The following is a 20,000-nucleotide window of genomic DNA, read 5'->3' as shown; positions in this document are numbered from 1 at the left end:
TTAAGGGTTTTCTTTGTCACTGATCCAATGGGATATCACTTCGGCAACCCTGGCCGGCTCTTGGTTCGCAAGTAGACTTAAGTGTTCCATCTTCACAGTTAATGGTGAGCTAGGTTCAGGTAAACCTTGATTTGCCATCCAAGCACTTTCAGTGCCGGTATTCATGCCCATTAGCTGATCGGCAAGTGCTTGCGGATCATCACTGGCTGCAAGCGCAGGTTGTGGCTCTTCAATTGCCGCAATAGGTTCGGCTGCGGTATCGGCTTCGCTATGGTGTTCAACAGTACGAGTTAAATGACTGACAAGCGGGCGTAGTACGAAGAATATCAGCCCTAACCCGAGTATCCCGCCAATCAGGTAGCGCAGATAAGCTTGATAACCCTCGGTTTGCCACCAAGGCATGGGCTCAAACTGCGCAATTTGTACTGGTGCGAAATCGAAGCTGTTAATACTAAATTGATCACCGCGGGCAGCATTAAAGCCAATGGCATCTTGTACCATGGTGCCGAGTTGGGAAAGTTGCGCCTCACTCCAGCCGCCTTCTGCCGCCGCTTGATTGTTCAGCAGCACTGATACCGACAAGTTTTCCAGTTGCATCTGTTGGAAACGGGTGTGCCTTACCGAGCGACCAACTTCAAACTGACGGCTTTGCTGTTGGTTGAGGTTGCGATTGGTATTGTTATTGTTCTCGGCGTCAGCGCCAGGAGGTTGGTTAGCAAGTGCGCCGGGGATGCCTAAAGCCATCTCGCTATTGGTCTCGGCACTGCTTGAGTTTTCTTGACGTAGTACGGTTTCCGGATCGATGGCTTCGCGGGTCTCTTCAACTTGGTTGAAATTCACTTGTGCTGCGATCTGCACTTGAAAATTCTCTTGCCCAAGAACCGGTGCCAACATGCTCGAAGCGCGATTTATCAAGCTTTGTTCTAGTTCTTGGGTGTATTTTAGTTGGCGGTCTCTTGCTTGGGTGATGTCTTGATTCATGGCGACCCCAGCACTGAGGTGATTACCCTCTTGATCGACGATTTGCACTCGCTCAGGGGTCATACCTGTCACACTGCCAGAGACTAAATTGGCAATGGCTTCGATTTGGTTAGGCTGGACTTTAGCACCGGCATAAAGGTCTAACATGACTGAAGCTGATGGCAGTTCAGGTTGGGCGCGAATAAACAGGGTGCGTTTAGGTATAGCTAAATGGACACGCGCAGTTCTTACTGCTTTTAACGCCATAATGGTGCGTGATAGCTCGCCTTCTAAACTGTGACGGTATTTGGCTTGTTCGATAAATTGACTGGTACCGATCCCCGAGTTATCTAGTGATTCCATACCACTTGGCATTTGCGCTTTGACACCTTTTGCTGCCAATAACATACGTGCTTTGCCGAGTTTATCTTCTTGAACCAAGATCAGCCCGCTGTTGGTTTCAATCTGATAATTGATCCCTTCCGCTTCCAGTACTTCAATGACTTGTGAGGTGTCGACTTTATCTTGGTGCCCATATAACGGCCGGTAACCTTGTGAGGCGGTCCATAGCAATAATACGATGACGCAAGCGACGACGCAGGCTAGTACAGCAAGCACTAAAACCTGACGGTCTCCACGATTAAATTGCTGCCATTTCGATTTGGCGCTCGACAGCAGATCTTGGTTTTCATTGACGTCTGTGATGGCGTCAGCGCTTTGGGCAAGAGTGGTAGACATGTTCGAGTAATCCTTGCAATACAGTTCGACTTTTGGCAGTTGTTTATTGGACTATGTACATTGATTTACAAAGGCATTTTCATGACTTCATCAAATGCTTGTACGAGGCGGTTACGGATCTGCATCATGGTTGAAAATGACAGACTGGCTTTTTGTGAGGCGACCATTGCTCCGACTAAGTCATCGCTCTGCCCACTGTCTACAGCCCGCATTAATGCCGATGAATGGTTCTGGTCAGCATTGACCGCGGTGACTTTTTGCTGCATCAGTTCTGAAAAACTGGGACTGGCGACACCAAAGTCTCTCGGGTTGCTGGCAACTTTGATCGCCCCCTTGGCCATTTCGGTATGGATACTCATGGTATCCATCATCGATTGTGGGTTGATAAGTGTCGCGTTGGACATGGTAAGTTCCCTAGATCAGCGTGAGTGGATTAAGCCGCTTGGCCTTTTTCTGCTAGCACTTTATCGATATCAATGCCTTGTTCACGCATTTGCGCTAGCTTGTAACGTAGTGCTCTGGTGGTCATGCCAAGTGAAGCGGCACTTTGACTACGGTGTCCACTAAAGCGCTTGAGCGTATCGATAATGTATTGGAATTCGGCTTGTTTTTTTGATGCTTTCAGACCTGATTCACTGTTGTTTCCAGCCACCATGCAGTGGTGTGATTCAGAGGCAATACCCAGCTCCGCAGCTTGCAATGCTAATCCTCGGCGCATGATTAATGCCCGTTGTATGGTGTTTTCCAATTCGCGAACATTGCCTGGCCAATCATGGGTCATTAATAGCTGCTTGGCTGGCTCGCTTAAATAGCAGTTATCGGCCTGAATTGGCTGGTAACGGGTTAGGAAATGTTCCGCCAACGGCAAGATATCTTCACGTCTATCTCGTAGTGGTGCGATTTTTAGTGGCAACACATCGAGGCGGTAAAACAGATCTTCGCGGAACTCACCTTGCTTAACGGCTTCGCGCAGATCACGGTTGGTTGCTGCAATAACCCGGATATCGAGAGCGATAGATTGATGGCCGCCAACGCGTTCAACTTCTCTTTCTTGCAGCACACGCAATAGCTTGGCTTGTAAGAGAGTCGGCATCTCACCAATTTCATCCAGTAAGATGGTGCCACCGTTAGCTTGTTCAAACTTGCCAGCCTGATCACTGCTGGCACCGGTAAATGCCCCTTTAACATGACCGAACAGAATCGACTCCAAAATGCTTTCAGGGATAGCTGCGCAATTGACGGCGATAAAAGGTTGATTGGCTCTGCTGGAGTGACGATGAATATAACGTGCGACTGGTTCTTTACCTGTGCCGCTTTCCCCGGTGAGTAACACGCTTGCTTCGGTGGATGCGGCGCGGTGTGCAAGCATCAGTAGTTGTCGACTGGTAGCACTGGCGACCACGAGTTCACTATCAGGCTGCTCTAATCTACGTAGTCGGCGAAATAGTGATTGCAGTTGTGCCTCGTCAATCGGGTGCAGTAGGTAGTCTTGCACCCCTTGTTGCATCGCCGTGGTGGCAATATCGGTTTGTTCCGGCTTTAACACGGCAATTTGGTTATTTGCAGGGTTATTCTTTAGCACCGTTGCAACGTCTTCTGTGGCTGTGTGGCTAAGGTCAATCAAGGCTAGCCAAGGTGTTGTTGTGACAGCCTGTTTTGGCATAAAACCCTGTAAAGCAAGTTCATTTTGGATGTGCGTTGACAGTGCTATGTTCGATAGTCGGTAGTCGTAGGTTTGCATTATTGTGGCACTCCAGCTTGTTCTTGCGCGAGCTTAGTGGTGGATACATCTTTGATTAGCCTGACAGAGACTCGACGATTCTTGGCTTGGCCTTCAGGGCTGTGGTTGCTCACCAGCGGTGAACGGGTACCGTGATGGCGAACCTGAATCATCGCGGTATTGATGCCTACATCAATTAAACGGGCGCTGACTTCGTCTGCTCGTTGCTTGCTTAAGACGAGATTGGCCAAGCGATCACCAACACCGTCAGTGTGTCCGTCTACAAGCACTTGCTTGATACTCGGATCGACTTTGATGTAAGCCGCGATAGCTTGAATATCGTCAATTTGTTGCGTTGAAAGCAAGCTCTCGCCGCTGGCAAAGTTAAACGTCACATGGCGGACATATCCGTAAGGTTTGGGTAGTAGTTTTTGTCGACATTGACGAAATGCCAATGCGGTAGAGCGTGTATTGACGGGGGCGCTGTTAATGATATAGCCAATATCACCATTCAGATTCACCCTGGTGCTCCATGTTTTGCTTTGCTCTAACGCTTCAACGAACTGGGCTGCATCTGTTTGGCTTGTTGCTTGTTGTCCGTGCCAGTAAAGCATTGTATTGCCGCGAGAGCGTGGCTGTTGACCTGTTTGCCAACTGGTATTGATGATATTGATATCGCTGGTTTGTTTATCCAAAGAAAGCCATTCAGCTTCTAGACTGATTGCAGTATTTTCTCCTGGTTTTGCGCTTAGTACATAATCACCAAAGCCATCAACATGATGACGAATTTCGCATCCATGTGGGCTGCCATGAAATTGCCATTGCGATTTTTCCATCGGGGTTTGATAGGCAATGGGAGCGGCGTGTGTCGTGCTGGCTAAAGAGATTGTCACTAACATGATGCAGCACAAAATACTGTTAAATGATACCAAACCAACGCTTTCCTTTTTTTATTATTCTAAATGATAGATTCTTTTTCGACTTTATGACTGTCTATAAATTATGTTTTTTCTTTATAAAAAGATATGAGCCGCTAATAAAACACTATTTAGATTATAAGTAAATGGTTTTTTTGTGAATTATTGTGTTTTTTGACCTGGTTGTAAATGTCGGACTTAAAATATATAAAATTCATTTCAATTGGCCTGTTTAATATGTTTGAATGCTCCATTAAATATCTAATATAAACGCATTGTTCAATTTTAGACCGTTGTGAAACAAAAAATTACAGTTTTAACTGTTTGTTTTTGTGTGTTTTTTGTTTTAACTGTCATTTTTTTAAAAAAATAATTTAAGTTTTTATAAAAACTGTCGCTATATGGTTTATTTTATTCTTTGATGTTGGTGGTTTTTATTAATTAAAATCTTTAGTTTTTGGTTGTGTCATATTTATGGCGTTCGTCATTTTATTGTTGTTTTTAGTTCGGGTGTTGTTCTTTTGACGCTCTTATATATTGAGGTTGATTTTGAAAATAACGTCTAAGGCCAGGTTAATAAAAAAACCACTAGCAGAAAATATAAGACCAGTTGTTCTAATCAAGGAAAAACTGGCGAGAAGTAGGTTGATTGTTCAAATTGAAAGCTGTCAAAAACAGCTGATCGAGAACGTTAATGGCGTGCTTAATCCCATCATCCGCCAAGGTCACCACGGCGTATTTACCGCTAGATTGTCGACGCCATCTGAAGGTACCGTGCCAGATATAGATGGCGCTTGGTTCTTGCTGAGCTACGACGGCTCACCATTAGCATGGTGGCGTATTGACCGGTGCACTCTAGACCAGCTAGCCAGTGGCTATTACGGCAGCATTGCTAGCCCGTTATGTTCACCTTTACGACAGCCAAGTCAGTCAGAATTTCGTCTAACACGTAAACTCATTGTCGCCGCGTTGTCGGCATTACCTGTGACGGTCTTAGATGATCAGTTATTGCAACTGAGTTTAGTGAATAACCAGACCCCACTTGATGCCCCATTTAGTTGGCAGCTGGCATTTCCTAAAGAGCAATGCGGTGCAGATATGCAGTTTTTAATGACTGAAAAGTTGCTTGGATTGATGGCTGAGCAGCCCAGTCAATATCATCCTGCGGAAGGATTATCAGAGCAGTTAGCTAAAAGGCTTAGCCAAATCCCTACCAAAATTTTGTTAGAGCTTGGCCGGCAAGTCACCCCTGTGACTTCATTAAAGGGGTTAAACGTCGGCGATATCTTACCCATGAGCTTGCACTCTCGCTGTCCGGTTACGGTCGGAAAGCGCCCCTTATTCTATGCCACTGTACACGCCCATGAAGGCCAAATGGTGGCGAAACTGACTCAAGATGCATTTCCACAAGAGGACATTCTTAATGACTGATCAAAGCTTGATTGACGACGATTTTTTACTTGATGATGACGGGTTGTTTGGTGCTGACGAAGCCTTAGCTGCACCAGTGAAAAGCAAGCCAGTAAAAGATATGTCCTTTTTCCAGCAGTTACCCGTTCAAGTGACGTTAGAGCTAGCCAGTGCTGAAATCGCATTGGGTGAACTGACAAAAATGGGTGAAGGCGACGTGATTGGTTTAGACCGTATGGTTGGTGAACCGCTGGATATTCGAGTTAATGGCGCCTTACTTGGCCGCGGTGAAGTAGTTGAGGTCAATGGCCGGTACGGTGTGCGTCTGCTTGAAGTTGAGTCTATTAGTCTAACAGGAGCTAATGACTAACTATGCGCTTTTTGTTGCTGTTTGGTTTGATGTTTTTTGTGCCAATGGCGGCCGCCAATGATGGCCTAACCCTGTTTACCTATGGTCAGGGAGAACAAGCACAAGCTGTTAATATTAAACTAGAAATCTTGGCGCTAATGACAGTGCTGAGCTTTTTACCAGCACTATTGATGATGTTGACCAGCTTTACTCGCATCATTGTTGTGCTGGCTATTTTGCGTCAAGCCATTGGTTTGCAACAAAGCCCGCCAAACAAAGTGCTACTTGGGATTGCACTGGTGATCACCATTTTCGTGATGCGACCCACGGGGAGTGAAATTTATCAACAGGCATTTTTACCCTACGACAATGGCGATATTGAACTCACCGAAGCGGTCAAGATAGGCGAGGGGCCATTGCGGCAATTTATGCTGGCACAGACGCGGGAAACCGATCTTGAGCAGATGCTAAAAATTGCCAATGAGCCTACCACTTTAACGGCGGATGAAGTGCCGTTTTTCGTGCTAATGCCAGCCTTTGTGTTAAGTGAGTTGAAAACCGCATTTCAGATAGGCTTTCTTCTATTTTTACCATTTTTAATCATAGACTTAGTTGTTGCTAGCGTACTCATGTCAATGGGGATGATGATGTTGTCGCCGCTGATCATTTCTTTGCCATTTAAGTTAATGGTGTTTGTGCTTGTCGATGGTTGGTCAATGACGGTCAGCACTTTGGTGGGCAGTTTTGGCTAGTAGAGATTCATGCAGCAACAAGCAGGTAGGGCCAAGTAATGGATGTGAATGATCTTACTGTCATGTTCTCGGAGGCGATTTTTCTCGTCGTGGCAATGGTGGCAGTGCTAGTGGTTCCGGGACTGGTTGTGGGTCTGATGATTGCCGTGTTTCAGGCGGCCACTCAAGTTAACGAACAAACGTTAAGTTTTTTGCCGCGTTTGGTGCTGACGTTATTGATGGTGCTATTTGCTGGCTCCTGGTTACTGCAAAAAATCAGTGACTTCTTTGGCGAGTTGTTTCTCACAATTCCCCATATTATCGGTTGATTATGCTGTCGCTAACTGCAGTACAAATCAGTGCTTTTATCGGTACTTTCTGGTGGCCGTTTTGTCGCATTATGGGGGCCTTTTTGGTGCTGCCTTTTTTCAGCAGTAGTTATGTACCGGCACGGGTGAGAATTTTACTTGCGGTGAGTATTGCTGCTCTGTTAGCGCCGATGTTGCCCAGCGTACCGCAAGTTGATGCCCTATCGATTGCTGCGGTTTTCATTGCCATTGAACAGTTGCTGTTAGGGTTTATGTTGGCACTGTTTTTGTCGTTACTGATCCATGTTATGACCCTTTTGGGGGCGATGATGTCGATGCAAATGGGCTTGGCGATGGCAGTGATGAATGATCCCGCCAATGGCACCTCTAACCCAATTCTTAGCCAGTGGTTTTTGCTGTACGGCACCTTGCTATTTTTGGCCTTAGATGGCCACCTTGTCGCCATTGGTATTTTGGTTGATAGCTTTCTATTGTGGCCGGTTGGCAGCGGTATTTTTGATTTACCACTGATGGGATTAGTGAGTCGGTTTGCTTGGTTATTTGCATCGGCATTTATGCTGGCGATCCCGGTGATATTGGCGATGTTGATGGTTAATATGACCTTTGGTGTTCTGAGCCGAGCGGCGCCGTCATTGAACGTTTTTGCGTTAGGTTTCCCGATGTCGATGCTGATGGGCTTAATATGTGTCATGTTCTCCTTTAGCGGTCTACCCAGTCGATATAGTGATTTGTGTCTCGATGCCTTAGCGGCGATGTATCAGTTTATTGGCGGTGCTGCATGAGTGACAAGAACTCTGGTCAGAGTAAAACCGAAAAGGCCACCCCGCAGAAATTAAAAAAAGCACGCGAGAAAGGCCAGGTCCCCCGCTCAAAAGATTTAGCATCAACGGCACTGATCATTGGTTGTGCACTGATGCTGACTCTAAGTGCGGATTGGTTCGCTGCCAAAATGGCCGAGCTGACGCAGTTTAATATGTTGGTGACCCGTGAAGAGTTGCTGATGGAGGATGTGTTACAGCAGCATATTGGCGGTTCTTTAGTGGCAATGCTGAGTTTACTGGGGCCGCTGTTTATCATGGTAGCAATTATTGCCATGGTCGCCGGTGCTATGCCCGGTGGCCCGGTATTTAGCTTTAAAAATGCCGCATTCAAATACAGTCGTATCGATCCCATTTCTGGGGTGGGGCGCATATTCTCTGTTAAATCCCTAGTTGAGTTGGTGAAATCGATACTGAAAGTGACCTTGCTGTTGAGCATTATGGTTTATTTTTTGGAAACCAACCTGCAAACCTTGCTGACTTACAATCAGCTACCCGTTGATGAAGCGGTGCGTCATGGCATCAACATGCTGTCATTAGGTATGTTCTATTTGGGCTTGGGATTATTGGTGATTACGTTTATCGATGTGCCTTACCAGTATTGGCATCATCATAAAGAGCTGCGCATGTCTCGCCAAGATGTTAAAGATGAACAAAAACAGCAAGATGGAAAGCCGGAAGTTAAGGCTAAAATTAGGCAGTTGCAGCAGCGTATCGGTCGTTCTCGGGCTGATGTGGCGATTCCACAAGCCGATGTTCTTTTGGTCAACCCAAGCCACTATGCGGTGGCTTTAAAGTACGATTTGTCACGGGCAGAAGCGCCTTTTGTTGTCACTAAAGGTACCGATGAACTGGCGCTCTATATGCGACAAGTTGCTAAGCGTCATGATGTTGAGGTGATTGAGGCCGCGCCACTGACACGAGCTATTTATTACTCCACCCAAATTGAGCAGCAGATCCCCGCAGCGCTATTTATCGCCATTGCCCATGTGCTTAATTACGTATTACAAATAAAAGCCGCAAGAGAAGGTAAACAGCCTAAACCTGAACCCTTGCCGCACTTTTTCATACCTCCCCACTTACGCCATGATTAAAGGAAATAAGTCTCGATGAACTGGTTGTCAAACGCGTTTAAAGGCAATAAAGCCTATATCGGTATTCCCATTATGTTGCTTGCGATATTGGCGATGGTGATTCTGCCTTTACCACCTTGGCTGCTGGATATTTTGTTTACTTTTAACATTGTATTGGCGGTGATGGTGTTACTGGTGGGCGTGTCTATTCGGCGCCCCTTAGAGTTCTCGGTATTTCCGACGGTCCTGTTATTGGCCACATTAATGCGTTTAACCTTGAATGTGGCGTCAACCCGGGTGGTACTGATTGAGGGACACCAAGGCGGTGATGCCGCGGGGCGGGTGATCCAAGCATTTGGTGAAGTGGTGATCGATGGCAACTACGTCGTCGGTGGAGTGATTTTCTTAATTTTGATGATCATTAACTTTGTGGTGATCACTAAAGGTGGGGAGCGGATATCCGAAGTGTCAGCTCGTTTTACCTTAGATGCGCTTCCGGGCAAACAAATGGCCATTGATGCCGATCTTAATGCTGGGGTATTAAGCCAAGAGCAGGCTAGAGAGCGACGCAAAGAGGTTGCTAGAGAGGCAGATTTTTACGGCTCAATGGATGGTGCCTCAAAGTTTGTTCGTGGTGATGCGATAGCCGGGATCTTGATTCTGGCGATTAACATCTTAGGTGGTATTGCTATTGGCGTATTTATGCATGACTTGTCGGCGTCAGATGCGTTTAAAACCTATGCGTTACTGACGATTGGTGATGGCCTAGTAGCCCAAATTCCATCGCTATTATTGGCCACTGCGGCAGCGATTATTGTCACCCGAGTCTCTGATGCTGAAGAGATGCCTACTCAGCTGAGTCAGCAGTTATTAGCCAACCCCAAAACATTGGCGACAGCGGCAGCAGTGATGTTAATTCTGGGTGTAGTACCTGGCATGCCCGCCGCGGTATTTTTGTCTTTTGCTGCACTATTAGGTTTTGCGGCATGGAAGCAAAGTCAACGCCAAGGCCATCCTGTCGCCCAAAATGTGGAGCAACAGGTAGAAAAGAGCTTGGCGGAACCTTCGTTACCGAGCTGGGATGCCTTACCGTACACGGATTTAATTGAGGTGCGTTTAGGCTACCGCTTGGTGCACTTGGTGGAGCGCAGCAAAGGGGCTGAGCTACAAAAGCGTCTCACCGGTATTCGTAGAACTTTATCTGAACAAGCAGGCTTTTTATTGGCCGAAGTGCGGGTGAGAGACAATCTTGCGCTGGCGCCGAACGCGTATCAAATTAACTTGATGGGCAACCCTATTGTGACAGCGGAATTAGAGCCAGATAAGCTAATGGCGATTAAAAGCGGCCCTGTATACGGTGAGATAGACGGGATATTAACCCAAGAGCCTGCTTATCAAATGGACGCGGTTTGGATTGATAATGATGCTAAGGCAAAAGCGCTCAATTTAGGTTATTCAGTAGTGGATAATGCGACTGTCATTGCGACCCATGTTAGCAAGCTGGTGCGCGAATCTCTGGCTGAAATGTTGCAGCATGATGATGTGATTGCGTTAACTGACCGCTTAGCCAAACAGTCACCAAAGCTTGCGGAAGCCTTGAGTACCGCGTTGACGCCAATTCAATTGCTAAAGGTGTTTCGCTTACTGCTTAAAGAGCAAGTGTCACTTAAAGATATTCGCACCATTGGTACCACATTGCTTGAGTGTAGTGAAAACAGTAAAGATCCGATTTTGTTGGCTGCAGATGTTCGCTGTGCGCTCAAACAGTCCATTTTGCACTCTATTGCGGGTAGTGAAGCCACTCTCAATGTTATGACCTTGGCGCCGGAGTTAGAACAAACCTTAACGAATGCACTGACACAAGCACAGCAGCAGGGCAAAGTCGCTATGGATAGCTTCCCAGTCGAGCCGCAGTTATTGGCACAGTTACAGCAAAAAATGCCGCAGCTACTCGCTGATGCTAAAGCGCAGGGGCATAGCCCGCTACTGTTAGTATCGCCACAGTTGCGGCCGTTGTTGGCGCGTTATGCGTTGGCATTTGCCCGTGGCCTGCATGTGTTGTCCTACAACGAGGTACCGGAGAGTCGAGAATTAATGGTGGCAGGGCAGTTGGGCTAACACAGCATGAGTCGCCAACCTTTGTTGGCGACACTGCTAGTGTTGCTCTAGGAACTGCAGTAATTGGCTTAGCGCGATGTTTCTCGGTTTATCTTGTTCCATAAACACTTCATGGCGAGCATTTTCGATAGTCACGATTTGGCAGTGTTGGCTTTGGCAGCGATTCTGTGCCTGATTATCGACAATGGTATCTTCTGCTGCTTGTAGGATTAACTTAGGTACAGGTGTTTCTTTTGCGGCTAATACCGCGCGCTCGCTGGCATCTATGGCCTCAACGAGCCAATGATTGGTTGGCGAACCTAATTGCAGACGTGGATCATCTGCATAAATGCGTAAATAGTCCTCATAACGGGCTTGGCTATGGGTTAAGTCGTTGCCTTTAAATGGACTGGGAGCATAATCTTTGCCACCAAGTACATAATTGGGATGTTTACGGTTAGTGAGTAAACGTGCCAACCAACGAATAAACTGGCGATTAATCGGCAGGCGAATACCAAACATCGGCGCTGAAAATACCGCAGCATGAAACACATTGGGTTTATGTTGCAGATATAAGCTACCGATACACCCACCCATAGAGTGACCCACCAAATACAATTTAGCTTGAGCATTAGCTAATACAACTTCGTCGATAAACTGGCTAAAGTCTTCGATATAGTGCGAAAATTGCTCAATATGGCCTTGATGTGGATTTGGTGTAATGCGTGTAGACAAGCCTTGGCCACGATGGTCTAAAGCAAATATCTGATAGCCTGCTTGGTAAAGATCAAACATTAATTCATGGTATTTGATGTATGACTCAACTCGGCCATTACTGATGACGATAGTGCCTTTAGGGCTAGGGTGGTCTATCTGACCATAGGCCAATGTGATGCCATCTTTGGTGGTGATACTTTGGTGTTTGACCTGCTGCCAAAAAGCGCGTTGAGGGGCGGTGTTGAGTTGAGATTCTTGGCTAAATGTATCGATCATGATGTTGGTCAGTTAGGTTGATAGACAGGATAAATACGAGTTTGCCGTCGCAGCAACCAGTTTAGCTGCTGCGACGGGTGACATCTAGTTAGTTGGCTTTGCTGGTGGCGATAAACTCATCGATTTGTTGCTCAAGGATCGGCATTGGTACCGAACCTTGGGCTAAGACGGCATCATGAAATGCACGAATATCAAATTGTTCGCCTAGTGCGTCTTCCGCCTTCTGTCGCAAACGCTTAATGGTAAGCTCACCGACTTTATAAGAGACGGCTTGACCTGGCCACGAGATGTAGCGGTCAATCTCTGTGGTGACATTGTGCAGTGAAAGCGCGGTATTTTGTGCCATAAAGTCGAGCGCCTGTTGACGACTCCAGCCTTTGGCATGCATACCCGTATCGACAACTAGGCGCGCGGCGCGCCACATCTCGTAGGTGAGTCGACCAAAATTACTGTAAGGGTCTTGATAAAATCCAGCTTCCAAGCCGAGGTATTCAGAATAGAGACCCCAACCTTCGCCAAAGGCAGAGATATAGCTGTAACGTCTAAAGTTTGGCAAGCTGGTGAGCTCTTTGTTCAATGAAATTTGCAGATGGTGCCCGGGGACGGCTTCATGCAAGGTTAAGGCTTCCATTTCGTACAGGGGACGTTTATCTAAGGCGTAGGTATTAACCCAATAGTACCCTGGCTCGTCGTCACGGTTGCTTCCTGAATAACGACCTGTGGTGTATTTAGGAGCAATTTCATCAGGTACTTTTTGGATACCGTAAGGGGTGCGTGGCAACTTACCAAAGTACTTAGGCAGCATCGCATCGGCTTTTTTAGCGATGTAAGCAGCTTCTTTTAGCAGCTCTTCTTCAGTCTTAGGGTAGAACTGAGGATCGGTGCGTAAAAAGTGCAGGAAGTCAGCAAAACTACCTTCAAAGCCGACTTGCTCAATCACTTGCTGCATTTCGGCGCGGATACGTTTTACTTCTTTAAGGCCCAATTGGTGGACTTGCTCTGCTGTCATGTCCAGAGTGGTGTAATAGCGCACTCGGTTTTCATAAAATGCTAACCCATCAGGCAAACTTGCTGCCGCAATATTGGTGCGCGCACCGGGGATATACTCTTGGGTCATGAAGTCATAGAAGTCTTGATATAGCGGTAAGACTTGTTGCTCAATGAGCTCACGTCCTTTAGCGGTAAACGCTTGCTTTTGTTGCTTTGTAAAATGTTTTGGATACTGGGTAAAGGGTTGGAAATAGCCACTGTCCTCAACAGGGACAATAAATGCGCTAATGCTATCTTCAAACCCCTTGAGCGTCACTTTAGGTGGGGTATAACCTTCGGCTAATCCGAGTTTCATCCAATGCATTTGCTGGGAAAAATAGCGAGGTAAGGCAGCGAGTTTGCTAAGGTAGTTTTGATAATCTTGTTCGGTTTTGAAGCTGCCTTTGGCAATACTGGCGATGTAGGCATGGAAGCCACTTTCTGCCGAAATGGGCACGTAGTGGTCTTTATACAGATATTGGTCAACTTGATTTTGTAATTGGTACTGTAAAATCTGTGCGTTAATGCGGTCGGTTTTGTTGAGTTTATTCTTATCTAAGCGCTTTAATGAGTCTAATAACGATTGCGCTTGGCTGTTTCGCTGCGCCAAGGCTTGCGGGGATAAATCAGTTAATTTACCTGCAGCCGATTTGTCGCCTTTGCTATAGGCCAGACTAGGTTTAGCGCTAAGGGATAGTTGCCACGCATCTTCGATAATGGTTTTTAAATCGCGATCAACAATTTTTGCGGTGGCTGATTGAGCAGCCTCATTGATGGCGATAGGCTTGGCTTTTTGTGCATCGTATGCATACCGATTGTAGTCGGTGGCCGTGGTATTGAGTTGGCAGGCGCTGAGGCTCAATGCGAGTAAACTCGGCACAAATAGCTTGGACATATCATTTTCCCTTTGCTTCGTTATTGTTTTGTATAGCCGTTTGATTATGCCTCAAAGCTACAACAAAAGGGTATAAAAAAAGCCACCTATTGAAGGTGGCTTTTTGTATCAAGCTATTTTGCTTAGATAACGCGAGAGAACTGCTGTTGGCGGGCTTTCTCACGGTAGTAAACGTCAAAGCAGATACAGATATTACGGATCAATAAGCGACCTGTTGGGCTAATCGTGATCTGACGGTCGGTAATATCAACAAGCTTATCATCGACGAAAGTTTGCAGTAGTTTGAGATCTTCACTGAAGTAGTCTTCAAAAGTGATACCTAGCTGCTCGTCAATCTTGTTCATATCAAGATCGAAGTGACAGATAAGCTGCTTAATGACGACACGACGGATTTCATCGTCTCGGTTAAGTTTACAGCCTTTCCATAGTGCATGACCTGATGCGTCAACCGACTCATAGTATGGACGAATATCTTTTTGGTTTTGTGCATAACAATCACCAATCTGGCTGATTGAAGATACACCTAGACCTAATAAGTCACACTCTTCTTGGGTGGTATACCCTTGGAAGTTGCGGTGTAGACGGCCTTCATTTTGCAAAATAGACAGTTCATCATCTGGCTTAGCAAAGTGATCCATACCAATGTACTGGTAGCCAGCACCGGTTAAGGTCTCAATGGTTTGATGCAGCATATCTAGCTTTTGCTGCGGTGACGCTAAATCTTCATCTTTGATCTTACGTTGCGCGGCAAAGCGAGCAGGTAAGTGGGCATAGTTAAATACCGATAAACGGTCTGGTGATAGATCCAGAACACGCTGCATTGTTTCTGCAAACGTTTCAGGCGTCTGATGAGGCAGTCCGTAAATCAAATCGATGTTGGTTGAAACAAAGCCCATCTCTTTGGCTTTGGCCATTAAGTCGAAGATAAACTGTTCATCTTGCTCACGGTTGACGGCTACTTGCACTTTCTTATTGAAATCTTGCACACCAATTGAGATGCGGTTGAAGCCGGCTTCTTTTAGGGTGTCCAACATTGAAAGTTCTATTTCACGAGGATCAACTTCAATAGAGTATTCACCTTCGTCAGCCACGTTGAAGTGTTCTTTAATCAGTGCTGACAAACGTAAAATTTGCTCTGGATTTAGGAAAGTTGGTGTACCGCCACCCCAGTGAATTTGAGTCACTAAGTAGTTTTTAAACAATGGCGCACGCTTAACGATTTCTGCGGCTAGGTACTCGATGTATTGATCGGCTTTGTGCTGGTGACGCGTGATCACTTTATTGCAGCCACAGTAATAACAAAGCTTGGCGCAGAAAGGAATATGAATATAAAGCGATAGCTTGTCACTTTTGCTGTTCTTAATTGAAGTCAGTAGATCTTCTTCAGTGAAAGAATCATCAAACTCTAGTGCGGTCGGGTAAGACGTGTAACGGGGACCGCTATAGTTGTACTTTTCGATCATTGACTGATCCCAATTAATTTGGGTGGGCTGCTTCAAGGCGTGTCCTCCGAGCTGGTAATTTAGCAACTTCCGAAGTATGCAATGTAATCGATTAAATAACCTTGATCCATGTTGAAAAATTTGAATCTGTACACACTTCGGATATTAAAATACTGAAAACTATGAAGCCTATCATTGTTGAAGGCGTGTTAATGATTCTCGTTTGCCGTCATCTGGTAGGTTTCTGCAATCTGTTTAGCTTCTTGTAAAATACGAGCTTCTAATGCACTTTCAGATTTCATTCTAGTTAGGTCTAGCTGCATTCGCTGTTTTTTAGGCAAAGCTTTGCGTGCTTCCATGATCGGGTGAGACTCAATCAGTGTAAAATGTTCAAATAATGCTGGATACTGAGCGGCGACTTGATCACTGAGGTTGGCGATAGCAAACAATTTGCCGATGCGCATAACGCCTTCAGAGAGTTCACAGCGCTCTTCTAGCATAGCGGTAGCAATATAGTGAATATCGGTAGTGATCGCCTGCTCGCGTTGCTGAACCGCTTGTTGTTGCTCAGCGAGCTTAGCTTGCTGCGCTTGGGTTTGTTGGCGTAGTTTCATCAACAGAAAGCCGGCATAGGTGGCCAGTGCCACAATAATCAGTGAGCCAAGCAAAAGAAACGTGTTTGTCATGGGTGCTCGCTTGTTTGTTGCTGATAGAGAAATGGCATCGAAATCGATGCCATTTATAATGTCACGCTACTAGGGCGTTATTTGTCTTGGTAGTCTTTAAGCAGATCGGCGCCGGATTCAAATTTCTCAAGCAGGTCATCGTCAGAGCCGGTTGTGGTTCTCATGACATGCTCAAGGTCATCTTCTTCTGAAATGCCAAGGCGTTCCATTAATCGCTCAATCTCATTGAGTTGGCTATCCAACCACTTTTGATCAGCTTCATTTAGGTTACGACCTTCTTCTAGCATGTCCAGTAATTGATTAAGTCTAGGATCGTCTTCTAGCTTAAGTAGCTTCTGCTCATCAGTCAGTTTAGGCTGCTTTGGCTTTTTCACCTCAGCCTTTGTCTCTGGCAGTGATAGCGCAACTGGCTTTTTACTGCCGTGGCGTGGATCCGCTGACTGCTTACTGCCACCAGGTGCTTTTTGATTGATGACTTTAGCGTCGTGACGGCTACCCGCACGGTTACCGCTTTCTTGCTTTTTTCCCGCCAACACGCGGTCTTTCTTCTTGGTTCTTGGTGCGAGTTTAGGCGCATTTTCATTAGCTTTGCGCGTTTTTTTGCGGGACATAGCTTTATCTCAATAACAAATAAATAGTGTATCGGCTTGAGCTGTATTTCAAGCAGATGAACTTGGGTCGCGTGTTATATCAGATTCTGATGGTTTTTGCACCAAAATGAGATCATTTGCAGCGAATAATAGCCTAAAGTTGGCTTGATTGGCTAGAAACTCAAATGTAGCGCGCTGATAAAAGCTGACATGGGTTAAATTATCTTTGTGATGCCACTTCTCAAAGCCACTGAGTTGACTGAGTAACTGATTGCTAATCGCCATCCAACCGCCAGGTTTTAACAGTGAGCACAGTAACTGCCATTCTTTTCTTGGAAAGCGAAAATGTTCGAACACTCGGTAGCAACAGATAAAGTCGTAGTGACGTTGCAGCAAGGTATGGTCTGGGGCAAAGAAAGGGTCATATTGAAGCAGTTGATGCCCCTGCGCTTGAATGGTGTTGATGGTGGCAGGCTCGGCAAGACGACCAAAATTAAGACCAAGCAATGGACCTGGTTGCTGCTGCTGGCACTGTGCGACTAAGCTGAGAATAAATTGTTGTAAAGGGCGTTGCTTACTATTGGCTTGACGATATTTATTTTGTTCAGCATGGGGAGGTAAGTGTGAGCTGGCGTCGGCAAATAGTAGCTGGCATGTTTCACATCGAAAAAAATGACGCTTTCTATCCTGGTAAAAACTGACAACATGATTACGCGTGCATAGGGGACATCTTCGCATGAATGTTGATTGACTCTTGTTGACGACAGCGTGTGACTATTTTGCCATAAAAAAAGGCGACAGTATGACTGTCGCCTTCCAAAAAGTACTCAAAGTACTTAATCCTGATTCCAAGTTTCCTTACTTGCTATGCGACTTTCCCGGTCAGTATCCATCTTTTTTTAGTCTGCTTTCCATGCATTTCTTTTTCGTTTTCGGTCATCCAGACACTTTATTTTCGTCCTGTTGCCTTCCTGACCACAGCTTCCGTAGATGGTCTTCAATGACTCATCGTTATCCATGTTGTCTTCTATGACGTTTAGTCAACCATCCATGTTGATTTTTTTAGCTTAGGTGTTCAGGGAAATAATGCATCAACAGCCGCACTGCGTTGCTATCATCTCTGAACCTGTAAGGAGGAGTGCTTAATCAGCGATTGGCCTTCCTAACCAATTTCCTTACAAATATTCTGGACCTGGACTTCAAGTTGAAATCACTACTCTTATTATTTTTAGAGAGTGGCCTTAAGTATATTATTGTTATTGAATATATTTATTCTTATATCTTAAATGATTACATATCGAAATCTGTTCGTTGTTATTAAAAATTTTTGTTACAAACAGTTGGGTTCATCTCGATACGGGCACAATTAAACCTAAATCTGTGATCACTGTCAAGCACCAATTTAGGTATGTTTACGTAAACGTAAACTTTATGAGAATAAAAAAGGTGGCATTGCCACCTTTTATTCACAAGCCCTAATAATTACTTAAGGCTTGAAATATATTTAGATAATGCTTCGATATCGTCACTATTTAGCTTCTTAGCGACGTCACGCATCATGCCATTCAAATCATTGTTACGACTTGTATCATGGAACTTGTTTAGCTGAATTTTGATGTAGTTGGCGTGCTGACCACCGATCATTGGATAGCCCGCGGCTTCCATACCTTTACCTGAAGGGCCGTGACAAGCGATACAAGCAGTAATGCCACGAGTCATGTCACCACCTTTGTATAGCTGCTCACCTAGCGCAGGTACATCGCTTACGTCAGCGCTGGTTTGCGTTTGAGACGCGTAGTATGCCGCTAAGTCGGCAATGTCTTGATCACTCAGTGCGGCAGCCATTGGGCTCATCATTGGGTCGTTACGACCTTCTTTACCACCTGTGTGAGCAGCTTTACGTAAATCGATAAGTTGCTTTTCAAGGTAGCCTTCTTGCTGACCGGCGATTTTAGGGTACATGTCTATCATGCTGTTACCATCAACACCGTGACAGGCAGAACAAACGATTGATTTAGTTTTCCCTGCTTCAGCATTGCCTTCAGCCATTACAGGTGAAGAGATTGAGGCTAAAACTGATAGCGCAATTGCTAGCTTTTTCATGGCGTTCCAACTTTTAGTTAATTTTTTTGTCCTGAGCTTACTAGGGATACCTGCAAGCGTGATAAAATGTAATTTATGTGATCGGAGTAATATTTTACACGAAATTGTGCAAATGTAAGCAACTCTTCGATATTTAACGTACAGAATTAACAAATTTTGGAGTGGCAAGTGTCTGAATCTCGTATGGACTTCCGTAAGGCTAAATTTTTAATCAGTGCGCCTGACATTGCGCATCTTGATGAACACTTGCCTGGCGACGTGGGTGTAGAGATCGCTTTTGCGGGTCGGTCGAACGCGGGTAAGTCAAGTGCTTTGAACCTGTTAACCGAGCAAAAAAACTTAGCGAGAACCAGTAAAACCCCAGGACGTACACAGTTGATCAATGTGTTTGCATTGGATGAGCATCGTCGTTTGGTTGATTTACCCGGTTACGGTTTTGCCCAAGTGCCACTAGCAATGAAACGTAAATGGCAACAAGCATTGGGACAGTATCTGCAAGAACGCGAATGTTTAAGTGGTGTGGTGGTGTTGATGGATATTCGGCATCCACTCAAAGATCTAGACATGCAAATGATTGAGTGGGGCGTACAGAGCGACATTCCTGTATTAGCATTGCTTACCAAAGCGGATAAACTGGCTCAGAGCGCACGCATGAAGACCGTTAATAGTGTGCGCAAACAGCTGGCTGACTATGGTGATGCCGTTAAAGTTGAACCATTCTCGTCACTTAAAGGCTTAGGTAAAAATAAAGTGCTCGGTATTCTTAATGAGTGGTGCCATCCGCAGTGGTTGGTTGAGGCGCTTGAACAGCAGGCTCAAGAGCAACAAGAGTAGCTAAGCTGATTGGACGAGTAACGCTCCCACTTGGGGGCGTTTTTTTTGCCGTTAAGGAATTTTTAAACAAAAAAATGCCGACGGAAAACCATCGGCAAAAATATAAATTAGCTCTTTTGGGGAGAAGCTAAATTCAACAAGACTCAAGTTCCATCAAGTTAGGTCGATGGCGCTCAATGAAGACAGCATAGCGCATTTGGATACCGGTTTAAAGTATTTGCTCTAAAATAAATTTAAGGCGAAAAAAAGCCCCAGCAGATTGAATCTGCTGGGGCGCCATAATTTG

The 20,000-nt window shown here is 45.5% G+C and carries 19 protein-coding genes; 8 read left to right on the top strand and 11 right to left on the bottom strand.

What is annotated here, in order from left to right; genetic code table 11:
* From fliF to ACHUFW_RS10435, 4 genes are all read right to left on the bottom strand, one after another.
* Positions 1 to 1,698: a flagellar basal-body MS-ring/collar protein FliF gene (gene fliF, locus ACHUFW_RS10450; RefSeq protein ID WP_394202832.1), complete on the bottom strand. Its 1,698-nt coding sequence runs from the start codon at positions 1,696 to 1,698 to the stop codon at positions 1 to 3.
* A gap of 65 nt (positions 1,699 to 1,763) precedes the next feature.
* Complete coding sequence (gene fliE / locus ACHUFW_RS10445) at positions 1,764 to 2,102, bottom strand: flagellar hook-basal body complex protein FliE (protein WP_394202831.1); 339 nt, start codon at positions 2,100 to 2,102, stop codon at positions 1,764 to 1,766.
* Positions 2,103 to 2,131: 29 nt separating this feature from the next.
* Positions 2,132 to 3,439: a sigma-54 interaction domain-containing protein gene (locus ACHUFW_RS10440; RefSeq protein WP_394202829.1), complete on the bottom strand. Its 1,308-nt coding sequence runs from the start codon at positions 3,437 to 3,439 to the stop codon at positions 2,132 to 2,134.
* On the bottom strand, positions 3,439 to 4,317 hold the full coding sequence (locus tag ACHUFW_RS10435) for a MotY family protein (protein WP_394202828.1): 879 nt from the start codon (positions 4,315 to 4,317) through the stop codon (positions 3,439 to 3,441). The genes ACHUFW_RS10440 and ACHUFW_RS10435 overlap by 1 nt, the downstream gene beginning before the upstream one ends.
* 663 nt (positions 4,318 to 4,980) lie before the next feature.
* On the opposite strand from ACHUFW_RS10435, the gene ACHUFW_RS10430 reads away from it, so the two are divergent.
* Genes ACHUFW_RS10430 through flhA form a run of 7 tightly spaced genes read left to right on the top strand, consistent with a single transcriptional unit; the run spans position 4,981 to position 11,163 of the window.
* On the top strand, positions 4,981 to 5,766 hold the full coding sequence (locus ACHUFW_RS10430; RefSeq protein ID WP_394202826.1) for a FliM/FliN family flagellar motor switch protein: 786 nt from the start codon (positions 4,981 to 4,983) through the stop codon (positions 5,764 to 5,766).
* On the top strand, positions 5,759 to 6,115 hold the full coding sequence (gene fliN / locus ACHUFW_RS10425; RefSeq protein ID WP_394202824.1) for a flagellar motor switch protein FliN: 357 nt from the start codon (positions 5,759 to 5,761) through the stop codon (positions 6,113 to 6,115). Before ACHUFW_RS10430 ends, fliN begins: the two co-directional genes overlap by 8 nt.
* Before the next feature lie 2 nt (positions 6,116 to 6,117).
* The gene (fliP, locus tag ACHUFW_RS10420; RefSeq protein ID WP_394202822.1) at positions 6,118 to 6,846 is read left to right on the top strand and encodes a flagellar type III secretion system pore protein FliP; all 729 of its coding nucleotides are present in this window, start codon (positions 6,118 to 6,120) and stop codon (positions 6,844 to 6,846) included.
* 38 nt (positions 6,847 to 6,884) lie between these two features.
* On the top strand, positions 6,885 to 7,154 hold the full coding sequence (gene fliQ, locus ACHUFW_RS10415) for a flagellar biosynthesis protein FliQ (RefSeq protein WP_394202821.1): 270 nt from the start codon (positions 6,885 to 6,887) through the stop codon (positions 7,152 to 7,154).
* A 2-nt stretch (positions 7,155 to 7,156) separates the two neighbouring features.
* Positions 7,157 to 7,936 carry a flagellar biosynthetic protein FliR gene (gene fliR / locus ACHUFW_RS10410; protein WP_394202819.1) on the top strand — a complete coding sequence of 260 codons (780 nt, stop codon included), beginning with the start codon at positions 7,157 to 7,159 and terminating at the stop codon, positions 7,934 to 7,936.
* Positions 7,933 to 9,066 (top strand): flagellar biosynthesis protein FlhB, encoded by a 1,134-nt coding sequence (flhB, locus tag ACHUFW_RS10405; RefSeq protein ID WP_394202817.1) that lies wholly within the window; start codon positions 7,933 to 7,935, stop codon positions 9,064 to 9,066. Before fliR ends, flhB begins: the two co-directional genes overlap by 4 nt.
* A gap of 15 nt (positions 9,067 to 9,081) precedes the next feature.
* Positions 9,082 to 11,163, top strand: coding sequence for a flagellar biosynthesis protein FlhA (gene flhA / locus ACHUFW_RS10400; RefSeq protein ID WP_394202815.1), 2,082 nt, complete (start codon positions 9,082 to 9,084; stop codon positions 11,161 to 11,163).
* Positions 11,164 to 11,199: 36 nt separating this feature from the next.
* Here the strand turns inward: flhA and ACHUFW_RS10395 are convergent, their stop codons facing one another.
* The 7 genes from ACHUFW_RS10395 to ACHUFW_RS10365 all read right to left on the bottom strand — a co-directional run bounded on the left by ACHUFW_RS10395 (position 11,200) and on the right by ACHUFW_RS10365 (position 18,880).
* The gene (locus tag ACHUFW_RS10395) at positions 11,200 to 12,135 is read right to left on the bottom strand and encodes an alpha/beta fold hydrolase (protein ID WP_394202813.1); all 936 of its coding nucleotides are present in this window, start codon (positions 12,133 to 12,135) and stop codon (positions 11,200 to 11,202) included.
* A gap of 88 nt (positions 12,136 to 12,223) precedes the next feature.
* Positions 12,224 to 14,059, bottom strand: a complete 1,836-nt coding sequence (locus ACHUFW_RS10390; protein ID WP_394202811.1) for a DUF885 domain-containing protein — start codon at positions 14,057 to 14,059, stop codon at positions 12,224 to 12,226.
* Between the two features lie 122 nt (positions 14,060 to 14,181).
* Entirely contained in the window at positions 14,182 to 15,558 is a 1,377-nt protein-coding gene (gene hemN, locus ACHUFW_RS10385) for an oxygen-independent coproporphyrinogen III oxidase (protein WP_394202810.1), read from the bottom strand.
* 152 nt (positions 15,559 to 15,710) lie between these two features.
* Positions 15,711 to 16,187, bottom strand: coding sequence for a DUF2489 domain-containing protein (locus ACHUFW_RS10380; protein ID WP_394202808.1), 477 nt, complete (start codon positions 16,185 to 16,187; stop codon positions 15,711 to 15,713).
* A gap of 77 nt (positions 16,188 to 16,264) precedes the next feature.
* Positions 16,265 to 16,798 (bottom strand): Der GTPase-activating protein YihI, encoded by a 534-nt coding sequence (gene yihI / locus ACHUFW_RS10375; protein WP_394202806.1) that lies wholly within the window; start codon positions 16,796 to 16,798, stop codon positions 16,265 to 16,267.
* 48 nt (positions 16,799 to 16,846) lie between these two features.
* Positions 16,847 to 17,515 (bottom strand): class I SAM-dependent methyltransferase, encoded by a 669-nt coding sequence (locus ACHUFW_RS10370; protein WP_394202805.1) that lies wholly within the window; start codon positions 17,513 to 17,515, stop codon positions 16,847 to 16,849.
* A 744-nt stretch (positions 17,516 to 18,259) separates the two neighbouring features.
* Positions 18,260 to 18,880 (bottom strand): c-type cytochrome, encoded by a 621-nt coding sequence (locus ACHUFW_RS10365; RefSeq protein ID WP_394202804.1) that lies wholly within the window; start codon positions 18,878 to 18,880, stop codon positions 18,260 to 18,262.
* A 168-nt stretch (positions 18,881 to 19,048) separates the two neighbouring features.
* On the opposite strand from ACHUFW_RS10365, the gene yihA reads away from it, so the two are divergent.
* On the top strand, positions 19,049 to 19,714 hold the full coding sequence (yihA, locus tag ACHUFW_RS10360) for a ribosome biogenesis GTP-binding protein YihA/YsxC (protein ID WP_394202802.1): 666 nt from the start codon (positions 19,049 to 19,051) through the stop codon (positions 19,712 to 19,714).
* Positions 19,715 to 20,000: the final 286 nt, after the last annotated feature.

The sequence above is a fragment of the Shewanella waksmanii genome, from assembly GCF_043643685.1.
GTDB classification, from domain to species: Bacteria; Pseudomonadota; Gammaproteobacteria; order Enterobacterales; family Shewanellaceae; genus Shewanella; species Shewanella waksmanii_A.
The sequence above is the reverse complement of the archived record's forward strand: the minus strand, read 5'-3'. Positions and strand labels throughout refer to the sequence as shown.